At 47.2% G+C, this 18139-nt stretch carries 17 protein-coding genes and 3 tRNA genes; 10 read left to right on the top strand and 10 right to left on the bottom strand.

Annotation, left to right across the window (positions count from 1 at the left end; all coding sequences use genetic code 11):
* Positions 1-8: 8 nt before the first annotated feature.
* The 6 genes from prmA to B4W65_RS09935 form a co-directional block, all read right to left on the bottom strand.
* A complete protein-coding gene (gene prmA / locus B4W65_RS09960) occupies positions 9-857 on the bottom strand; it encodes a 50S ribosomal protein L11 methyltransferase (RefSeq protein WP_088655006.1) in 849 nt (282 codons plus the stop codon).
* Between the two features lie 83 nt (positions 858-940).
* Positions 941-1696, bottom strand: a complete 756-nt coding sequence (gene tpiA, locus B4W65_RS09955; protein ID WP_088655005.1) for a triose-phosphate isomerase — start codon at positions 1694-1696, stop codon at positions 941-943.
* A 2-nt stretch (positions 1697-1698) separates the two neighbouring features.
* Positions 1699-2943, bottom strand: coding sequence for a BT_3928 family protein (locus B4W65_RS09950; RefSeq protein ID WP_088655004.1), 1245 nt, complete (start codon positions 2941-2943; stop codon positions 1699-1701).
* A gap of 84 nt (positions 2944-3027) precedes the next feature.
* Complete coding sequence (locus B4W65_RS09945) at positions 3028-4020, bottom strand: ABC transporter permease subunit (protein ID WP_088655003.1); 993 nt, start codon at positions 4018-4020, stop codon at positions 3028-3030.
* Entirely contained in the window at positions 4017-4778 is a 762-nt protein-coding gene (locus tag B4W65_RS09940) for an ABC transporter ATP-binding protein (RefSeq protein ID WP_088655002.1), read from the bottom strand. Before B4W65_RS09940 ends, B4W65_RS09945 begins: the two co-directional genes overlap by 4 nt.
* Positions 4779-4780: 2 nt before the next feature.
* Positions 4781-5872: a COG1470 family protein gene (locus tag B4W65_RS09935; RefSeq protein WP_158522825.1), complete on the bottom strand. Its 1092-nt coding sequence runs from the start codon at positions 5870-5872 to the stop codon at positions 4781-4783.
* Between the two features lie 247 nt (positions 5873-6119).
* Between B4W65_RS09935 and folP the strand changes: the two genes are divergently transcribed.
* Genes folP through B4W65_RS09910 form a run of 5 tightly spaced genes read left to right on the top strand, consistent with a single transcriptional unit; the run spans position 6120 to position 10957 of the window.
* Entirely contained in the window at positions 6120-6974 is an 855-nt protein-coding gene (folP, locus tag B4W65_RS09930) for a dihydropteroate synthase (RefSeq protein WP_088655000.1), read from the top strand.
* Between the two features lie 18 nt (positions 6975-6992).
* Complete coding sequence (cdaA, locus tag B4W65_RS09925; RefSeq protein WP_088654999.1) at positions 6993-7772, top strand: diadenylate cyclase CdaA; 780 nt, start codon at positions 6993-6995, stop codon at positions 7770-7772.
* A gap of 17 nt (positions 7773-7789) precedes the next feature.
* A complete protein-coding gene (locus B4W65_RS09920; RefSeq protein ID WP_088654998.1) occupies positions 7790-9079 on the top strand; it encodes a mechanosensitive ion channel family protein in 1290 nt (429 codons plus the stop codon).
* A 15-nt stretch (positions 9080-9094) separates the two neighbouring features.
* Complete coding sequence (locus tag B4W65_RS09915) at positions 9095-9979, top strand: TIGR01777 family oxidoreductase (RefSeq protein ID WP_240509537.1); 885 nt, start codon at positions 9095-9097, stop codon at positions 9977-9979.
* 3 nt (positions 9980-9982) lie between these two features.
* A complete protein-coding gene (locus B4W65_RS09910; RefSeq protein WP_088654997.1) occupies positions 9983-10957 on the top strand; it encodes a lysophospholipid acyltransferase family protein in 975 nt (324 codons plus the stop codon).
* Between the two features lie 37 nt (positions 10958-10994).
* Here B4W65_RS09910 and pckA read toward each other — a convergent pair whose 3' ends face one another.
* Together pckA and xerD are read right to left on the bottom strand one after the other, a co-directional pair.
* Positions 10995-12617 carry a phosphoenolpyruvate carboxykinase (ATP) gene (gene pckA / locus B4W65_RS09905; protein WP_088654996.1) on the bottom strand — a complete coding sequence of 541 codons (1623 nt, stop codon included), beginning with the start codon at positions 12615-12617 and terminating at the stop codon, positions 10995-10997.
* A 417-nt stretch (positions 12618-13034) separates the two neighbouring features.
* The gene (gene xerD, locus B4W65_RS09900; RefSeq protein WP_088654995.1) at positions 13035-13934 is read right to left on the bottom strand and encodes a site-specific tyrosine recombinase XerD; all 900 of its coding nucleotides are present in this window, start codon (positions 13932-13934) and stop codon (positions 13035-13037) included.
* 238 nt (positions 13935-14172) lie between these two features.
* Between xerD and aroQ the strand changes: the two genes are divergently transcribed.
* From aroQ to B4W65_RS09875, 5 genes are all read left to right on the top strand, one after another.
* Positions 14173-14598 (top strand): type II 3-dehydroquinate dehydratase, encoded by a 426-nt coding sequence (aroQ, locus tag B4W65_RS09895; protein WP_088654994.1) that lies wholly within the window; start codon positions 14173-14175, stop codon positions 14596-14598.
* Positions 14599-14644: 46 nt separating this feature from the next.
* Positions 14645-16078, top strand: coding sequence for a pyruvate kinase (pyk, locus tag B4W65_RS09890; protein WP_088654993.1), 1434 nt, complete (start codon positions 14645-14647; stop codon positions 16076-16078).
* A 305-nt stretch (positions 16079-16383) separates the two neighbouring features.
* A tRNA-Asp gene (locus tag B4W65_RS09885) sits at positions 16384-16460 on the top strand.
* A 28-nt stretch (positions 16461-16488) separates the two neighbouring features.
* Positions 16489-16565 (top strand) — tRNA-Asp (locus B4W65_RS09880).
* Between the two features lie 27 nt (positions 16566-16592).
* Positions 16593-16666 (top strand) — tRNA-Asp (locus tag B4W65_RS09875).
* An 89-nt stretch (positions 16667-16755) separates the two neighbouring features.
* On the opposite strand, the gene B4W65_RS09870 is transcribed toward B4W65_RS09875, so the two are convergent.
* Positions 16756-17298, bottom strand: a complete 543-nt coding sequence (locus B4W65_RS09870) for an RsmD family RNA methyltransferase (protein ID WP_088654992.1) — start codon at positions 17296-17298, stop codon at positions 16756-16758.
* Complete coding sequence (locus B4W65_RS09865; RefSeq protein ID WP_088654991.1) at positions 17289-18137, bottom strand: DUF3822 family protein; 849 nt, start codon at positions 18135-18137, stop codon at positions 17289-17291. The genes B4W65_RS09870 and B4W65_RS09865 overlap by 10 nt, the downstream gene beginning before the upstream one ends.
* Between the last annotated feature and the right edge of the window lie 2 nt (positions 18138-18139).

Here is an 18139-nt window from a genome sequence, read left to right as displayed (position 1 = left end):
AGCTGAATCTAAATAGCCGCTTCCAGTACATACGCAACGGCGGTCCATTGGTTGTTTTCCAGCGTCTTTTTTAACCTTAATTTATGTTTTTGGGCCAGTGCATCGATATCCTTGAGGTCGTGTTGGTAAAAACCACTCATGATGAGCGTGGCCCCTGGGCGCAGATTTTTAACATACTGAGGAAGGTCTGCCAGCAAAATGTTTTTGTTGATGTTGGCCAGAATGAGGTCGAATTGTCCTTCTTTTTGCAGGAGGGAGGCATCACCCAGTTTCAGTTGCATATTGCTTACTGCATTGAGTTCACAATTTTCGGCACTGTTGGTGGTACACCAGGAATCGATATCGATTCCTGTAACTTCCACAGCACCCAGTTTCGACGCCAGGATACCCAAAATGCCGGTGCCACAACCCATATCCAGTACGGTTTTTCCTTCCACTTCCATCTGTAACAAAAGGGCCATGACCATAGAGGTGGTTTCGTGGTGTCCTGTTCCGAACGACATTTTGGGGGCAATGATGATTTCCAGGGGGATTTCTGGTTGGGCCGCATGGAAGGGACTGCGTACCACGCATTTATTTTCTACTACAATGGGCTGAAAGTAGTGCTTTTCCCATTCCTCATTCCAGTTTTGGTCGGGGATGAGTTCGTGCGAAAAGGCAAGGCGCGTGTCGTCCCAGGGCAGTTCCAGACCCGTCAGTTTCTCAGCAGTAAAGTCTGCTTCGGGAATGTAGGCCAGTAAGCCACCATCCGTATTTTCGAAACTTTCGAAACCGAGTGGCCCCATCAGGGCCATCAACACGTCGGCCCGGTCTTCAGAATAGGGGGTAATTATCGCTTTAACCTGTATGTAGTTCATGTGCAGTAGAATGAAGATGAGTAGAGATACAAAGAGCTTGCCCCTGCAGGGACAAGCTCTTGTTAGAATTGTCCCCGAAGGGATTAGAAAGCACTGATGATGGCCAGGAAGTCCTCCGCCTTCAGCGAAGCACCGCCAATGAGTCCGCCATCCACATCGGGGTTGGAGAACAATTCTTTGGCATTGCCGGCGTTGCAGCTGCCACCATAAAGAATGGTACAGTTGTCGGCCACCTCGGCACCATATTGTTCTTTAAGCAGACCGCGGATTACCGCATGCATTTCCTGAGCCTGTGCAGCGCTGGCTGTTTTTCCGGTACCAATGGCCCAAACAGGTTCGTAAGCCAGAACGATTTTTCCGAAAGCTTCAGCAGAAAGGTGAAACAGCGCTTCTTTAATTTGCTGCTTTACTACATCAAAGTGCTTGCCTGCTTCGCGCTCTTCCAATACCTCGCCAATGCAGAAGATGGGCAACAAACCGTTGGCCAGTGCCAGGTCGGTCTTTTCCTTCAGGGTTTCCGAAGTCTCCCCATAATAAGCACGACGCTCGGAGTGGCCTAAAATGACATACTGCGCACCGGTTGATTTAACCATAGCAGCAGAAACTTCGCCGGTATAGGCACCGGAAACTTTGTTGGCACAGTTTTGTGCAGCAACGGAAATTTTAGGCGCATCTACTGTTTTTACAACCTCAGTAATATGGGTAAAGGGCGTGCCCAGTACAATTTCACACTTGGGACTGATGGCGCTGACGCGACTGTTAACATCCTTGGCCAATGCGATACCCTCCTGAAGGGTCAAATTCATTTTCCAGTTTCCTGCAACAATGTTCTTTCTCATTTTTAATTGTTTATTGGTTTAATGTTCTTGATAATTAGGGGCAGCATTAAAATGCCTAAGGCATGCAGCCACATGAAGCGCCGTTGGCGCGATTTTCTTTGTTTGTCCAAGGCATAGGCCAGTGGTTGGTCGGCGATTTTGGCCGGGGGCAGGTTGCGGTAATGCCACTTGCCCGCTATGGTGCCATCGTAAATCAGCAGCAAGCCCGGATTGGATCGGATGATGGTTTTAAGCATGGTTTCATCGGCATGCAAATAGTTGAACAGGGTACTGTGCTTTTCGTCAAAAGCACGCATTTCTTCACTCCCCGAGGCCGTTACGATGTAAAAAGCCTGTTGGTTTTGTCGCGCCCTTTCGGCCATTTCTGCCAAATGCAGCACCTGTGCGTCCTTAATGCCGGAGAGACGGGGACTGATCAGGAAAAACTGCGCACCCGCCCGGCTTAAAATTTCAGCAGTCCGGTTGTCACCCGTGCCTGGATCCATCAGTGCAAAGGTCTGCAAAGGCGGCACATAGCCTTCGCTGATGGTGCGGGTTTCACTATCTACAAACACCCAGGTGGTATCTTCGTAAGGATAGTCGTCCACCCCAAAAGTAGCCCGAACGCCCTCTTTTTCGAGGGTGAAGATGGTTTCGTATTCTGGTTGCGCAGCACCGTCCGGAACCCGCATTTTGTCAGGAATGTTGGTGCCGATGGCATAGGGTCTGAAATCGAGCACCGGCAAATTGCGGTGGCTGTATAGCGCCAGCGACAGTACGTAAACAACGGCCAGGGCTGCCAGAACAACCTGCTTTAAGGGCTTGCTCGAAGTCGTGTAATGCTTTCTGAAATACCAGGCGCCACCAGCAAAAGCAATAACCACCACATTCTTGAAAAAGGTGGCCCAATTACTGAGTTTTATGGCATCGCCAAAGCAGCCGCAGTCGCTTACCGGGTTGAACAGCGCAATGTAGAGAGTCAGTAAGGTAAACAGTCCCATCATGGCCAAAGCAGCTGTTGCTGTCCACCGCATATACAGCTTAAAAAGCAAGAAAAAGCCCAGGCTGAATTCAAAAACAGCCAGGGCTATGCTTAGGGGAAGCGCCAGGGGATGAAAAAAACTCCATCCAAAGGCGGTGAAATAGTCTTCAAACTTAACCATGCCCCCAAAGGGATCGATGGCCTTGACAAAACCTGAGAACAGAAAAACAAGAGCAGGTACCAGTCTGCAAAGGAAAAGAACGGTTGCTTTCATGGTGTCCTTCATGGTCGCTTCAATTTTTGGTTGACTTGAAATTCAAGCCGTAAAAGTACCAAAAATTGATTAAAACAACAGCAGGAAAAGTGAACTTTACCTGGAGCGGACTTCCCTGCGCATAAACAGGAAATAGCCCAGTGCAAAGAGGACAATGGTACTTGCAAAGAGTCCCGTCAACTGTGGCCCAATCATCAGCAGACTTTGACCCACCGGTAAGGCACCGGGTAAGGTCCCCGAGATTTGCTCCATAGTTAGAGCGCCCGTGCTTCTCACGCTGGGCATCAGTATAATGTTGGTGGCCTCGTTGAACAGATGAATGGGGTTAAATCTCAGCAAGTTCAACACAAAGTTCTGAAAGGCAACCGCCTGGGCTTCTGACAAGAACTGCTTTGGAGCGAGGTGTTTGGCCACTACATCGATCAGCATGTTAAAAAAAACGCTAAAAAACAGCCAAACAGACAGGCTGCCTAAAGCCGAAGCAGAAGTCTGTCGAAACACGATGGAGAACAGGATGGCCAGGTTGATCCATAGTGAAATGTAGGCTATGGTGAGCAGGGTGAACATCAGTATGCGCAGCACTTCGTCGGCACTTGGCGGAATACCCAGTGCCAGTAAACCCCAACCACTCACCACTATGGTCAGTGAAAATATCAATATGGTGCTTATGGCCAGGGCGGCCAGAAACTTGGCGTGTAATACGTAATCGCGGTAAATTGGTTGACTAAGTAGGCGACTGAGTGTACCGTTGTTGTGCTCTGAGTTGATGGCATCAAAACCCAGTGCAATGCCCAAAAGAGGTCCCAGGAAACCTATAAATATGGCGTAGGAGGGCAGACTTCCGTCCGATATGCTGAACAACTTTAAAAAGAAAAACTCCATTTTTGCCAGCTCTGACGGGGGCAGGGACGAAAAACTGCTCAGCGCTGCGTACATTGAACCCAAACATGTCAGAACCAAGAGGCCCAATAATAGGAGAAAGCGCCAGCTGCGCAGGTGGTCGGCCATTTCCTTTTGAATCATGGCCCCGAATGGACCGGCCCCGAGGGCCGATCGACTCGAAGGAAGGGATATTTTTATTGTGTTCATAATTTTTCTGTTTCAAGTTGATGCGCTAAAATACAGTTGTAAACTTCTTCTAAAGCCCCATTGGGGCGCTTCAGCCATTGTTCAGATAGTTCCTGAAGACTGCCGCAGGCCCTGAGTTGGCCCTGCACAAAGAGGCCAACCCGGTCGCACACTTGCTCCACTTGTTGGAGGTGGTGCGACGAAAACAGAATGGTCAGCCCTTCTTCTTTGCGCAGCGTCCTGAGCAGGTCCAGAAAAAAGCGCAGCCCTTGCGGGTCGATGCCCGAAGTGGGTTCGTCCAGAATGATGATTTCCGGCTGCTTCATCAGTACATCGGCCAGTCCCAGACGTTGGCGCATGCCGCGAGAGTAGGTGCTGGTCTTTTTATGTGCAGCATCCGACAGTCCAACCTTCTTCAACAAATTATGCGCCCTGGGTTGTGCCTCCTTTTCGGGAATACCATTCAGTCGCCCCGTATAAAGCAGGTTCTCCAGGCCGGTACGGTTGTCGTAGAAACCAACATCTTCGGGAAGGTAGCCTACCCTTCTTTTTACCTCTAAGGGATTTCGTGCTGGGTCGAGTCCCGCTACCAGTGCCTTGCCCGAGCTTGGCTCTGTCAGGCCCAGCATCATCAGAATGGTGGTCGATTTGCCGGCCCCATTGGGACCCAACAAGCCAAATATTTCTCCTTTGTGCACGGAGAGATTCAGGGACCTAACTGCTGTAAAATCCCCATAGCGACGGGTCAATTCTTTCAGCTCAATAACGGTATTCTGCATGCCTACCTCCTTCCGTATTTACGAAACATTAGGACGAGGCCTCCCAAGGCTCCCATAATCAGCAGGACACCCAACCATCCCCATAGGGCGGGCGTTTTGATCGTTACCCGATACGAGACTTTGGTATTGATTTCGGGGTTTCGCAATTCCAGTGAAGTCACGTAATCGCCTGGAATGGCATTTTTATGTGGTTTTAAGTAGGCTTTTACATGCGCTGTTTCGCCGGCTTGGAGACTGTCTTGCTGCTCCGGTTCGAAACGCAGCTCCCAGTTGGACGGAAGGTTGGAACGTAATTCAAGATTGTGCAAGGTGGACGTTCCGGTATTGCGCAGCACCAAATCCAATTCTTTTTCACGACCGGCACGGGCGCTGGTACTTACCCGTCCGTCGGGCGTTGTGAGTTGACCTGCATAAGAACCCGTGACAACGGCCTCCAGGTCCAGTGCCGCAGCGGTGGCTCCTGTGAGGGCTTTAACAGGAATGGTGTAGACCCCGGGTGCAGTAGTCGCAGAGGGTTTGAGTTCTATGGTCAGCTCTTTGGTGCTGTTGGGTTCCAGTTCTACCGAAGTCACTGCTTTAAAATCAGCCTTAAATGTCAGGTTCCATCCCCGGGGCACGTCCCCTCTTAGCGAATAGTGTTGTTGCTCGGCCGTTCGGTTACGAAGCGTGGCTTTGTAGGTGAGCGTTGCACTGTTGTCGCCCTGCATATTGTTTTGTGTAGTACTCAGTTCGCTTTCGGCAGCACCTCTTTCTGTTACATTGATACTTAAGGGCAGGGAAGTGGTATTGATCGCGTTAACGTAAAAGGTTTGGATGCCTTTGTTAACCTGAAAGGGTACCTCCACCTTCAGTTTAAGTGACTTTTTTTCACCGGGTAAAACAGCTATTCGGTCGATGTGGTAGCTGCCCGATTGCAGGGTGTAGGTCCAGGTGGATGGCAGTCCGGTGACTGACAAATTTTCATTTCGCACCACCGAACTTTCATTAATGATGTCAATGGTGTAATCAATGCTGGCACCGGGAGGCGCCGAAATGCGGGTGTTGGGGGTGTAGAGACTAAGGTCTTTGGCCTGAGTACCCATACTTGTAAACATCAAAAACCCAAATAGTAAGGGTTTTTTTAGACAGGAAGTCAAGTTCGTAACTTTCATAAAAAAATCCTCCGTATTTAAATAAATGATTATTTTCTGCCCATACAAATTCCATACAACAGGCTTTGTTTGTTTGTTAAATTTTGTGAAAGAGCTGGGCGGTTCGGGCATTTCCTGTCTGCTTCGTGTTCCTTCCTTCACATTGTTTTATCTTTGCAGGCAATTGAAGCCTGCACGTACAATATTTATTATGGAAGCAGAACAAGTTAAATCAACCATGGTATGTCGTGGTCGCCTTATTGATTTGAGTCGCCCCCGGGTAATGGGAATCGTAAATGTAACGCCCGACTCTTTTTTTGCTGCCAGCAGGGTAGGGGACCATACGGCACTGTTAAAAAGGGCAGAGCAAATCCTGGAGGAGGGTGGAACCCTGCTTGATTTGGGTGCCTACTCCACCCGCCCGGGAGCCGCAGAGGTCTCTGAGGAGGAAGAGGTACAGCGCCTCTTGCCTGCCCTGGAAACCTTGCGTAAGCATTACCCCGACCTGCTGCTGTCGGTAGATACCTTTCGGTCGGCCGTCGCCCGCAAGGCCGTAAGGGAAGGGGAAGCCGATTTGATCAATGATGTATCGGGAGGTAGCCTGGATACCAACATGTTCGACACCATTGCAGCGTTGAAGGTGCCCTATGTGTTGATGCACATTCAGGGCAGTCCCCGGACCATGCAGACGGCACCTACTTATCAGAATGTTGTTGCTGAAGTAAGTCTTTGGCTGGCGCAAAGGGTTGATGCCTTACGAAAAAAGGGCGTTGCCGACATCCTGATTGATCCGGGTTTTGGTTTTGGCAAGACCATTTCGCACAACTATCAGCTGCTTAATCACCTGAATGAACTAAGCCTCCTGGCTTACCCCTTGCTGGTGGGCTTTTCGCGCAAATCTATGATATATAAACTGTTAGATCTGGATCCGGAAGCCGCTTTAAACGGCACTACGGTCTTGAACACCATCGCTTTGCAAAAGGGGGCCAAGATTTTAAGGGTGCATGATGTAAAAGAAGCGGTAGAATGTGTTAAATTAGTCGGACAATTGAATGGGGTGGAATAAACTATTGAAGGAGCTTACATGACTTTTTTGGATATACGGCTGATTGATCTCATTGACATTGTACTGGTGGCCTACCTGATGTATCGCCTGTACAAGCTGATTAAGGGTACCGTAGCCTTAAACATCTTCATTGGAATTTTCGCCTTTATTGTCTTTTGGCTGCTGATTAAGGCCCTTAATATGCAGTTGTCGTCCTCAATACTCGACAACTTTGTAAACGTGGGGGTACTGGCCATTATCATTGTTTTTCAACAAGAGATTCGTCGTTTTTTACTTTTATTAGGCAGTCGCTATAACCTGGGGGGACGCTTTTCGCTCGACAATTTATTTGTGAGCAAAACACCGGGCATGATGAGTTTTTACATTGGTCCTTTGGTTAAAGCCTGTGAAGATTTTTCCAAGAGTCGCACCGGTGCACTCATCGTAATTACCCGGAAATCGGAACTGCTGGATTATGTGCAGACCGGAGAATTGATCAATGCTGTAATATCTAAGCAGCTGCTGAAAACCGTTTTCTTTAAGAACAGTCCCCTACACGACGGGGCCCTTATTATCAGTCAGAGCAAAATTAAGGCGGCCGGTTGTATTTTGCCGGTATCGCAGAACATGGATTTGCCCAAGCATGTGGGACTGCGCCACCGTGCAGCCCTGGGCATTACTGAAGTGACCGATGCCATTGCCATAGTGGTTTCGGAAGAAACGGGTCGGATTTCCTTTTTTAAGAATGGAAAGGGCCAGTACAGTTTGAGTTTTGAAGAACTGGAGAAGAACCTGGAAAAGGGAATGGCCAACGAATAAGTGTAAACAATCTTTTTATGAAAGAGCAGCTTTGGATTTACAACTTGTCGACCTTGCAATTTGTTTATATGGCCTTGGTGCTTTTGGCTTTTGTATTGCTGTGGTTGGGCAGTTCCTTGTTTGCAAAAGGGCGTCAAGGGCAAAAAAGCACTTCCAAAACAGTATACATCTGGCTTTTTCGGGTGCTGCTGCTGGGACTTATGATGGCGACGCTTGCCCAGATTGCCAATCTGTCTCTAAAAGAGTTTTGGACGGCTCCGCTGTGGCAGGTGGGGAATGAATTATCTCTAACTCCCTTGTTGCTTTTCAGTCTCCTGATTGGGGTCCTGGTTTTAGTCTGGGTAAACCGTTTGCTTAAAAGTATGTCACTTAAGTTGAGCGAGCGGTGGCACATTGATATTAAGGCGGGGCGACAGATACGTCGTTTTTTGTTGCTTTTTTTGTTTTTATTGATTGGCGGCATTTGGTTGCAGCAGGCGGGGACCTTATTGTCCGGTTTTTTTTCAGATACCCTTTTTACACTGAGTAACGTGAATGTTACGCTGTCGGTCGTACTGTATGCCCTGCTTGGAATTTACGGCATTTCGGTGGCCCTGCGAATCCTGGAAGTTGTTTATATGCGTCACGCCCGCGCCAAGGGTTTAAGTACCGGACAAACTCGGACGGTTTTTCAAATCATGAAGTATTTGATTTGGTTGGTAGGCGTACTTCTGATCCTCGACTCCATCGGCATCAGCATCAATATGATTATTGCTGGTTCTGCCGCCTTGTTGGTGGGTTTGGGTTTTGGTATTCAGGGTTTGTTCAACGATTTTGTATCGGGACTGGTTTTGCTGTTTGAGGGGTCTATTCGGGTGGACGATGTGGTGGAAATAGAATCGGGTATGATTGGAAGGGTTTTGGAGGTTGGTCTGCGCACCTCCCGTTTGGTTACACGCGACAACATTATCGTTTTTGTGCCGAATCACAAGTTGGTAAACGACAAACTAATCAACTGGAGCACCAATGAGGATGCGACCCGCTTTGCCATAGAGGTGGGGGTGGCCTACGGTTCTGAGGTGCGATTGGTTGAGCGTTTGCTCAGAGAGTGTGCCGAAGAATGTGACGAGGTGGTACGAAAGGAGGAGACCCTCGTGCTCTTTACCAATTTTGGCGATTCTTCCCTCGACTTTCGTTTGTTGTTCTGGGTTAGGGATGTTTTTCGTATAGAGCCCATTAAGAGTAAGTTGCGCTTTGCCATCGACGAGAAGTTTAGAGCGAACGAGGTCAGCATTCCCTTCCCCCAAAGAGATGTACACATAAAGTAAAAAGAATAAGACACTATGCAAAAAACCTTGCGGGTAGCTATTTGTGGCATTAGCGGAATGATTGGTACTGCAGTGGAACAGGCCTTGCTGGCTCAAGGGCATGCGGTAACAGGGATCGGAAGGAGCGACCTTAAAGCAGGTAAGGCCCACTTGCAAGAAAAGTTGAAGGGCTGCGACGCCCTGATTAATTTGGCCGGGGCCTCCATATTAACGCGTTGGACACCTTCTGCCAAGGAACGCATTTATAACAGTAGAATTACAAGCACCAGAAGTCTGGTCGAAGCAATCAATGGGATGGAAGCTCCCCCCGCCGATTTTATAAGCACTTCCGCTGTAGGTATATACGATCAGATTAATGTGCACGATGAGTTTTCTCTGAATTACAGCAACGATTTTCTGGCCCGTGTTTGTCGGGATTGGGAAAAGGAGGCCTTGCGTGTAGATGCGCAACGGGTGCGTTTAAGTATATTTCGTTTGGGTTTGGTGTTGTCTGCCCGTGGTGGTGCCTTGAAACAGATGCTGTTGCCGTTTAAGCTGGGACTGGGAGGGCGTATTGCTTCGGGTCGGCAGTTTTTCCCCTGGGTGCATTTGAACGATGTGGTGGAAGCCATTGTAGGCGGTGTGAGCATTCCCCGTGCTTCAGGTGTATATAATCTGGTGGCTCCGGAAATATTGACCAACTGCAGCTTTACCCGAAAAATGGCTAAGGTTTTAAAACGACCTGCATTTTTGATGGTTCCCGAATGGGCCCTGAAACTGATTTTTGGAGAAGGGGCATCGGTCTTGTCCACCGGACAGCAGGTCATTCCCCAGCGCTTGCTGGCCGATGGTTTTGCCTTTCGTTTTCCGGGTTTAGACCAAGCGCTGGAATTTGAATTACAAACACGAAAAGAAAAATAGATTATGGCTGGAAAACTCAGTTGGAAAAAGATTAGGAGAGGCATTAAGTACCCCATTTTGGTTTTTCTAATCAAAGCCTTTATCCTCTTTGTTCGTCTCTTTCCCCGCAATTTTGTCCTGGCCATTTGTCGCCACCTGGGAAGCTTTGCTTTTTGGCTGGTAAAGGGAGAGCGACAGAAGACCATTCGAAATCTGAGCTTGATTTACGGGGCTGAAAAGTCGCCCGAAGCCATTCGGGCAATGGCTCGGCAGGTGTTTGTTAATCAAGCCCTAAACTTTGGTGATTATGTGCTTACCCTGCATTATACTACGCGGGAAGATTTTGCCAAGTTGGTAGATGTAAGCGGAGAGGAGCACCTGAAAAAGGCTCATGCGCAGGGCAAAGGCGTGCTGTGCTTGATGAGTCACGCCGGTTCGTGGGAGTTTTCAGCTATTTTACCTCCTGTGTTGGGCTATGCCACTTCGGCGCTGAGTCGCCCCATGCCCAATCCCCGCATAGATAAACTGATTGTTGGCTATCGTCAAAAAAGGGGAATGAAGAATATCGGTCGTAGGAAGGCTTACCCCAAGCTTCTGGAAGCTTTAGAAGCGGGCGACTGCCTCATTATTATGATCGATCAGGATACGCAGGCCAGAGGGGTATTTGTTGACTTTATGGGCCACTCGGCCTATACACCTGTGGGGGCAGCGCGACTGGCTATGGACTCTGGTGCACCGGTGGTGCCTGTATTTATTCGTCGTAAGAGCGACGACCGGCATGAGCTGTGCATTCAGCCGCCCATCGCCTGGGAGGAAACCGGGAATGAGGAGGAGAATCTCCTGGTTAATACCCGCAATTATACCGCCGTGATTGAGGCTTTTATAAAACAGACTCCTGAGCAATGGGTGTGGATGCACGAACGTTGGAAAACCACTCCCGAAGATGTGGCTGCATTTTTGGAGAAGAAAAGACAGAAAGCAAAAGAGGCGACCCGCTAGGTTCGCCTCTTTTGCTTTCTGCTTATTGCCACTTGCATTAACTGTGCGCCACAGGCAATTGGGGCCCGGCGGGTATCAGTTCCTTGCACTTGTCGCTGGTGCGTGTGTGCTTTTCAAAGTTTTTGATGAAACGTTCGCCCAAATCGATGGCCTTATTTTCCCATTCTATGGGATCGGAATAAGTGTCGCGCGGATCTAAAATAGTAGGATCAACGCCAGGTAATTCGGTGGGAACTTCCAGATTAAAGACGGGCACCATTTTGGTTTTCGCTTTTTCAATAGAACCATCCAGTATGGCGTCGATGATGCGACGGGTATCTTTAATGGAGATCCGTTTTCCTGTCCCATTCCAACCGGTATTTACCAGATAGGCTGTAGCGTTGTGCTCTTCCATTTTCTTAACCAGTTCAGTTGCATACTGGATGGGGTGCAGGGATAAAAAGGCTTCGCCAAAGCAGGCCGAGAATGTTGGCTGGGGAGTAGTTACCCCCAACTCGGTACCGGCCAGTTTTGCAGTAAATCCCGCCAAAAAGTGATATTTGGTCTGGTCGGGCGTCAGCTTGGATACCGGAGGCATTACCCCAAAGGCATCGGCCGTCAGAAAGATAACTTTGTTGGCATGTCCTGCCCTGGATACCGGTTTAATAATGTTGTCGATGTGGTAAATGGGATAAGAAACCCTGGTGTTCTCCGTTACCGAATTGTCGTCGAAGTCGATCTTGCCCTGGGCATCTACCGTAACGTTTTCAAGTAAGGCGTCTCTTCTGATCGCCTTATAAATATCGGGCTCTGATTCTTTGTCGAGATGAATGGTTTTGGCGTAGCAGCCGCCCTCAAAATTAAAGACGCCCTCTTCGTCCCAACCGTGTTCATCGTCCCCGATAAGTTTACGCTTTGGATCGGTCGACAAGGTGGTTTTTCCGGTGCCCGACAAGCCAAAGAAAATGGCTACGTCACCATTTTCGCCCACGTTGGCCGAGCAATGCATGGCGGCCATGCCATTCAGGGGCAGGTAGTAGTTCATCATGGCAAACAGACCTTTCTTCATTTCTCCGCCATACCACGATCCGCCAACCACATGCATTTTTTCTGTGAGGTTGAAAACGGTATACACTTCAGAATTTAAGCCATGCTCCTTCCACCTTGGGTTGGTGGTTTTGGAGGCGTTGAGCGAAACAAAGTCGGGCTCTCCAAAGTTTTTAAGCTCCTCTTCAGTAGGCCTGATGAACATGTTCTTTACAAAATGAGCCTGCCAGGCCACTTCCATTATGAAGCGTACTTTTAGGCGGGAGTGGGGACAAGCTCCGCAGTAACAATCTACCACATAGAGTTTTTTTCCCGACAACTGTTGGCAGGTAATGGTTTTTAAGTCTTCCCAGACTTCAGGTGTGGTGGGCTTGTTGTCGTTCTTGGCAAGCGGAGAGGTCCACCAAACGGTGTCGCGTGTAGTGTCGTCCATTACAATGAACTTATCCTTAGGCGAACGGCCGGTAAATTTACCCGTCATTACATTAACTGCGTCCAGTTCGGTGAGCTGCCCTTTTTCAAAGCCTTGCAGAGCAGGATTCATTTCCTCCTCAAACAGTTGCTCGTAAGACGGGTTATAAACAATCTCCTTTACGTTGTTGATGCCATACCTGGCTAAATCTAGTTGGGCCATAGTGTTTGGATTTTAAGTTTATTGAGTGTTGAATTTTGACTTCTTGAATCCTACTAATTCAGTGTTATTGATTGTTAAAGTTTTTATAGAAAATTTAACTTGTTTCAAAGGTAGCAAAATATTCCATTAGGGATAAAATTCTTTAATAAATTTCACGCCCCATATTTGATTTAACATTATTTCACATTCAGCAAATTCCTGTTTTTTGTTTCTGTGTCTGACTTTGAGTGAATTATGAAACATGGTTATATATGAACAAATGTAACTTTAAGCAAAAGGTGGATTGGCAGGACTAAAGAGATGCTGATCACGTTGTTTGATGGATAGTTAAAATAAGTTAACAGGCGTTGTCTTGTTGTAAAGCGAAAAAAAAAGAGCCGGCAAAGCCGGCTCTTTTTCATAATTTTTAGAAGAGTACTAGGACCTCGGATGAAACTGATTGAGGGTATCCTTCAGGTATTCTTTGTCTAAATGCGTATAGATTTCTGTAGTGATAATGGATTCGTGGCCCAGCATTTCCTGAACAGCACGTAGATTGGCCCCCCCATCGATAAGGTGGGTAGCAAAGGAATGTCGAAAGGTGTGCGGACTGATATTTTTTGCTATGTTCAATTTTTTACTGATGTTTTTAATGATGGTGAATATCATTACCCGCGACAGCTTTTTGCCTCTCCTGTTTAGAAACAAGATGTCTTCATGACTGGGAAATATCTTGAGGGTACGTCGGTACTCGCTGAGGTAGAGGTTGATCTCTTTAACAGCTTTGGTGCTGATGGGAACCAGTCGTTCTTTACTGCCTTTACCCTCAATTTTAATGAAGCCCGACTCAAAAAAAAGGTTGGATATCTTCAGGTCGATTAGCTCTGAAACCCTGAGTCCACAACTGTACAGGGTTTCGAGAATGGCTTTGTTGCGTTGGCCTTCCGGTTTGCGGGTGTCCACCGCGTTAATCACAGTATCTACCTCGGTTACACTCAACACCTCGGGCAATTTACGCCCCACTCTGGGTGCCTCCAGCAGCGCTGTAGGATCTTTCTCAACCTTTTCTTCGATGAGCAGAAACTTGTAAAAAGATTTAATACCGCTGATGATTCTGGCCTGGGTACGGGGACTGATGCCGCGACTGTTGACCCAATCCATGAGGTCTTTCAACTGCACCAGGGTAACCTTGTCGGGCCCCTCTTTAAAGCCCTTGTCGTTAAGAAAGTTAACCAGCTTATAGAGGTCTGTTACATAGGCGTGAATAGAGTTGTCCGACAGGCCCTTTTCGAGTTTAAGGTAATTCTTGAATTCACTTATTTCTGTTTCCCAGTTCATAATAACATAATTTTTCAGAAGGTGTTTATCAACCACAAAAGTAAATATAAATTACCAACTGATAATGATTGCCTAAAATTGCGACTTTTTTTTAGGTAAAAGCAAATGTTTTTACAAAAAGTTTAACGTATGCCATATTTTTTTATTTCAAACACTTGTCTTATTTTTGCGGCAGCTTAACCAGGAGGAGCGTTGTTGCTGAAAGCCTCTGGTTAGTTTTACAATAAGCTTTGATACAATGCAGGTACTGATTATTAATGGGCCAAATTTGAATCTGTTGGGTGTTAGAGAACCCGATGTGTATGGCAGTCAGTCGTTTGATTCGCATTTGGAGGTGTTGAAGCAAAACTATCCAAAACTTGATCTGGTTTATTTTCAATCGAACAGCGAAGGTGCGCTGATTGATTGTATTCATCAATACGGCTTTGATGTGCAAGGCATTGTAATTAACGCAGGGGCTTACACCCACACTTCGGTGGCTTTGGCCGATGCGCTTGCTGCTGTACCTGCTCCTGCTGTAGAGGTTCATCTTTCCAATGTTTTCAAGAGGGAAAGCTTTCGACATCACTCTTTTCTGTCGCCTGTTGTAAAGGGCGTTGTTGGTGGTTTTGGTTTGTATTCGTACAACCTGGCGTTGGATGCTCTAATTAACTATGCTGATTAATGCGTATTTCTCTTCAATTTTTTAAGATCATAATTAACTTTTCTCGATGAAGAAGCACACTAAAATTGTGGCCACTGTATCTGATTTAAGATGCGATGTGGATTTTGTAAAGAAGCTGTACAAGGCTGGAATGAATGTTGTCCGCATGAACACTGCGCATGTGGATTTTGAGGGGCTGGATCGTTTGGTTTCCAATGTACGGGAGGTGTCTGAAAAGATTGCACTCTTGATGGATACCAAAGGACCTGAAATCAGAACAACCAAATGTGAAGACGGTGATATTCATCTGAAAACCGGTGAGAAGGTCATCATTAAAGGAAATCCTAAAGGTCTTTCGAACAAGGATGTTATTTGCGTTTCCTATGCCGATATTACCCAGGATGTTGGCGTTGGAAGCCATATCTTATTCGATGATGGTGAAATTGATATTGTAGTTGAAGAAGTACAAGGAAACGAATTGCATTGTGAAGTGCTCAACAACGGAGTACTGGGCAGTCGCAAAAGTGTTAACGTTCCTGGGGTACGTATTAATCTGCCTTCCCTGACCGAGCGTGACCTGGAGTTTATTCACTATGCTATTGAGAAGGACATTGATTTTATTGCCCACTCTTTTGTTAGAAATGCGCAGGATGTGCTGGCCATTCAGGAGATTCTGGATGCTCACGACAGTCAAATTAAAATCATTGCTAAAATTGAGAATCAGGAAGGTGTTGAAAACATCGACGAAATTCTTGAAGTGGTACATGGTGTTATGGTGGCTCGTGGCGATTTGGGCATCGAAATTCCTCAGGAAAGAATTCCTTTGGTTCAGCGTCAGTTGATTCGCAAGTGCGTTGAGGCCAAGAAGCCGGTCATTGTAGCTACTCAGATGCTGCACAGTATGATCAAGAACCCCCGACCTACCCGCGCAGAAGTTACCGATGTGGCCAACGCCATTTATTACCGTACCGATGCCATTATGTTGAGTGGTGAAACGGCTTATGGAAATTACCCCATCGAAGCAGTTAAAACCATGTCGAGTATTGCTAAGGAAGTGGAAGCTGCTAAAGATTCCAGAAACGACATACCGGTAGAAGTTTTCAAAAACGATATCACTGCCTATTTGGCCGACACTGCAGCCAAGGCATCTATGGAGTTGCCCATTAAAGCGGTGCTTACCGACAGTCTCACCGGTAAAACTGCCCGTTACCTCGCTGCCTTCCGCGGGCCACAGCCTGTTATGGCCATGTGTTACAATAAGCGGGTCGGTCGTGAGCTGGCGCTGTCTTATGGTGTTTTCCCCCGTTTGACCGAGCCCGGAAGCTCTAAAAGCGAGATCATTCAAAAAACCGTACGTAAACTTCAGAAGAAGGAAGTTATGGGTAACGATGATTTAATCGCTTATTTGGGTGGAAGCTTCGGAATAGGTGGTGGAACTACTTATTTGGAGATTATTACCGTAGAGGGCTTACTGAATAAAGTGGACCGTTACGTGGACTAATTTTCAGAGACCAAACTTCAACAGTTTGTCTCTTAGCTAAACACGAAGAGGCTGTCGTTAAATCGGCAGCCTCTTTTGTTTTAAAAGAGCCGGTGTGCTTATTTGTTTTGCAAGTGGCGACATACCAGCAGCTTAATGGGGACGGGCGGACTGATGGTCCGAAAGCTGCGGATTTACTGACTTACAGCAGGAAAAAAAAGTGCAAAATGGGGGCATAAAAGTGAATGCCCGTGTTGGAAAAATCAAAAGAAGCGTTATCTTTGCAACGCCTTTGAAGGAAAGGGCAATAGTTAGACAAATCAATGGGTCTGGTAGTTCAGTTGGTTAGAATATCGGCCTGTCACGCCGAGGGTCGCGGGTTCGAGTCCCGTCCAGACCGCCAGAAGGTTTTTAAGGTTTATTGATTTGTTGGTCTGGTAGTTCAGTTGGTTAGAATATCGGCCTGTCACGCCGAGGGTCGCGGGTTCGAGTCCCGTCCAGACCGCCAACATTTTGTTAAAAGATTGAATTGCTTGGTCTGGTAGTTCAGTTGGTTAGAATATCGGCCTGTCACGCCGAGGGTCGCGGGTTCGAGTCCCGTCCAGACCGCAAAAACCGTTCAGCTATAAAAGTTGAACGGTTTTTTGTTTTCAGGCAGTTTGTTAGTCCCCCTATGCCTGGTAGGGGGCTGGTTGGACTTACAGAGGGCGGAAAAAGGAAAAGTTGACTTTGCCGTAGCTGCGAAGTTGTTCAAAGGCAGGATGTGTGTTGTAATTGCGGTCGGGGCCGTGTTCCAATATAAAGAGTCCCTCGTTAATGAGCAGGCCGCTATCCAGAACAGCTGGCAATACTTTATCAAAATTGCGTAAGTCGAACGGCGGATCGGCAAAAATGAGTGTGCAAGGTTTCAGTTCTCCTTTGGTCAGTACCGTAAAAACATCTGCTTTAATAACCTGAATGATGTTTTCCAGCTTTAAGTCCTGCACACACTGCCGAATAAACTTCTGGTGATGGAAGTCCTTCTCAATACAAGTAACCGCTTTAGCCCCTCTGGAGGCAAATTCCAGACTGATGGCACCGGTTCCACCAAACAGGTCCAAAACTTCCAACTCCTCAAAATCGATGTTGTTGGCCAAAATATTGAACAAAGCCTCCCGTGCTGTATCGGTTGTGGGACGGGCTCTGAAGTTTTTGGGTGGCGAAAAACGCCGACCTTTAAAGGAACCACTGACTATACGCATACAGGCAAGCTAAGCAGATTGTAAAACTGGGGTGCATTTAGAGAACGAAAGAGGTGACTGTAGCGGAAATGATGAGGCAGAGAGCTTGGGGCAACATGGCGTAAATAGCGCGACAGCTCCTTGCCTAAAGCATCGAAACGAGGGTGGTGTCCACTTAAAATAACCTCCACTTCATTGGGATTAAGCTTCAGTTGCTCAAAAGCAAAGAGGGTGAAATAGATGAAGTCGTTTTCGCTTTTGATGGGAAAATTGTTGCACAGTTTAAGACTGTTGTCGCTGAAGGCCAGAAGATCAAAGCACGAGCTGTGTAAGTTTATGAAAAGAGTTGTATTGTTACCACTTCCCAACTTGGTGGATAAATTGCCTTCGATGATGGGGGTGTTCTGGTGTATTATTCGGGGATTCGGAAATTGTTTTTTCAGCAGCCTTTCCAGTTCTGCTTCCACCGGAAAAACATTGTAGGCATCGGCCATCGCAATTTTGTTGTAGTGGACGGTCTGCGTCTCACTCAATTGGCCGCAAAAACGTATCCAATCTTCGGGTTGCGCTGCATCAAATACCGGAGTGGGCACCAGTGTACCTTTGGAAGAGGGCAGGAGTATCAGGGTCTTTTTAAAGGGCAGATTGAGTTTTTCGATTTGCCGGAACCAGTCTTCTACCTGTTTGTTGATGGGGCGATTTGCTTCCAGAGGAAAGTGTTGTATTTGTAAATACTTGTTGTGAACCGGGTCCAGAATGCAAAAAGAAAATCCATCCAGGCTGACCTGGATGGATAAGTAATACGATGAACTGATAATCGGGTCAAAGGAATCGTCAACAAACGAAAAGGGTTCATTCATAT

Origin of the sequence: Geofilum rhodophaeum (assembly GCF_002210225.1) — a bacterium.
GTDB lineage: Bacteria > Bacteroidota > Bacteroidia > Bacteroidales > Marinilabiliaceae > Geofilum > Geofilum rhodophaeum.
Note: the sequence above shows the minus strand (reverse complement) of the source record. Positions and strands in the feature narration are given on the sequence as shown.

What these genes read in the sequence shown, in the direction of transcription:
- prmA (WP_088655006.1), bottom strand. Translation starts at nt 857, where the DNA reads ATGAACTACATACAGGTTAAAGCGATAATTACCCCCTATTCTGAAGAC.
- tpiA (WP_088655005.1), bottom strand. Translation starts at nt 1,696, where the DNA reads ATGAGAAAGAACATTGTTGCAGGAAACTGGAAAATGAATTTGACCCTT.
- B4W65_RS09950 (WP_088655004.1), bottom strand. Translation starts at nt 2,943, where the DNA reads ATGAAGGACACCATGAAAGCAACCGTTCTTTTCCTTTGCAGACTGGTA.
- B4W65_RS09945 (WP_088655003.1), bottom strand. Translation starts at nt 4,020, where the DNA reads ATGAACACAATAAAAATATCCCTTCCTTCGAGTCGATCGGCCCTCGGG.
- B4W65_RS09940 (WP_088655002.1), bottom strand. Translation starts at nt 4,778, where the DNA reads ATGCAGAATACCGTTATTGAGCTGAAAGAATTGACCCGTCGCTATGGG.
- B4W65_RS09935 (WP_158522825.1), bottom strand. Translation starts at nt 5,872, where the DNA reads ATGTTTACAAGTATGGGTACTCAGGCCAAAGACCTTAGTCTCTACACC.
- folP (WP_088655000.1), top strand. Translation starts at nt 6,120, where the DNA reads ATGGAAGCAGAACAAGTTAAATCAACCATGGTATGTCGTGGTCGCCTT.
- cdaA (WP_088654999.1), top strand. Translation starts at nt 6,993, where the DNA reads ATGACTTTTTTGGATATACGGCTGATTGATCTCATTGACATTGTACTG.
- B4W65_RS09920 (WP_088654998.1), top strand. Translation starts at nt 7,790, where the DNA reads ATGAAAGAGCAGCTTTGGATTTACAACTTGTCGACCTTGCAATTTGTT.
- B4W65_RS09915 (WP_240509537.1), top strand. Translation starts at nt 9,095, where the DNA reads ATGCAAAAAACCTTGCGGGTAGCTATTTGTGGCATTAGCGGAATGATT.
- B4W65_RS09910 (WP_088654997.1), top strand. Translation starts at nt 9,983, where the DNA reads ATGGCTGGAAAACTCAGTTGGAAAAAGATTAGGAGAGGCATTAAGTAC.
- pckA (WP_088654996.1), bottom strand. Translation starts at nt 12,617, where the DNA reads ATGGCCCAACTAGATTTAGCCAGGTATGGCATCAACAACGTAAAGGAG.
- xerD (WP_088654995.1), bottom strand. Translation starts at nt 13,934, where the DNA reads ATGAACTGGGAAACAGAAATAAGTGAATTCAAGAATTACCTTAAACTC.
- aroQ (WP_088654994.1), top strand. Translation starts at nt 14,173, where the DNA reads ATGCAGGTACTGATTATTAATGGGCCAAATTTGAATCTGTTGGGTGTT.
- pyk (WP_088654993.1), top strand. Translation starts at nt 14,645, where the DNA reads ATGAAGAAGCACACTAAAATTGTGGCCACTGTATCTGATTTAAGATGC.
- B4W65_RS09870 (WP_088654992.1), bottom strand. Translation starts at nt 17,298, where the DNA reads ATGCGTATAGTCAGTGGTTCCTTTAAAGGTCGGCGTTTTTCGCCACCC.
- B4W65_RS09865 (WP_088654991.1), bottom strand. Translation starts at nt 18,137, where the DNA reads ATGAATGAACCCTTTTCGTTTGTTGACGATTCCTTTGACCCGATTATC.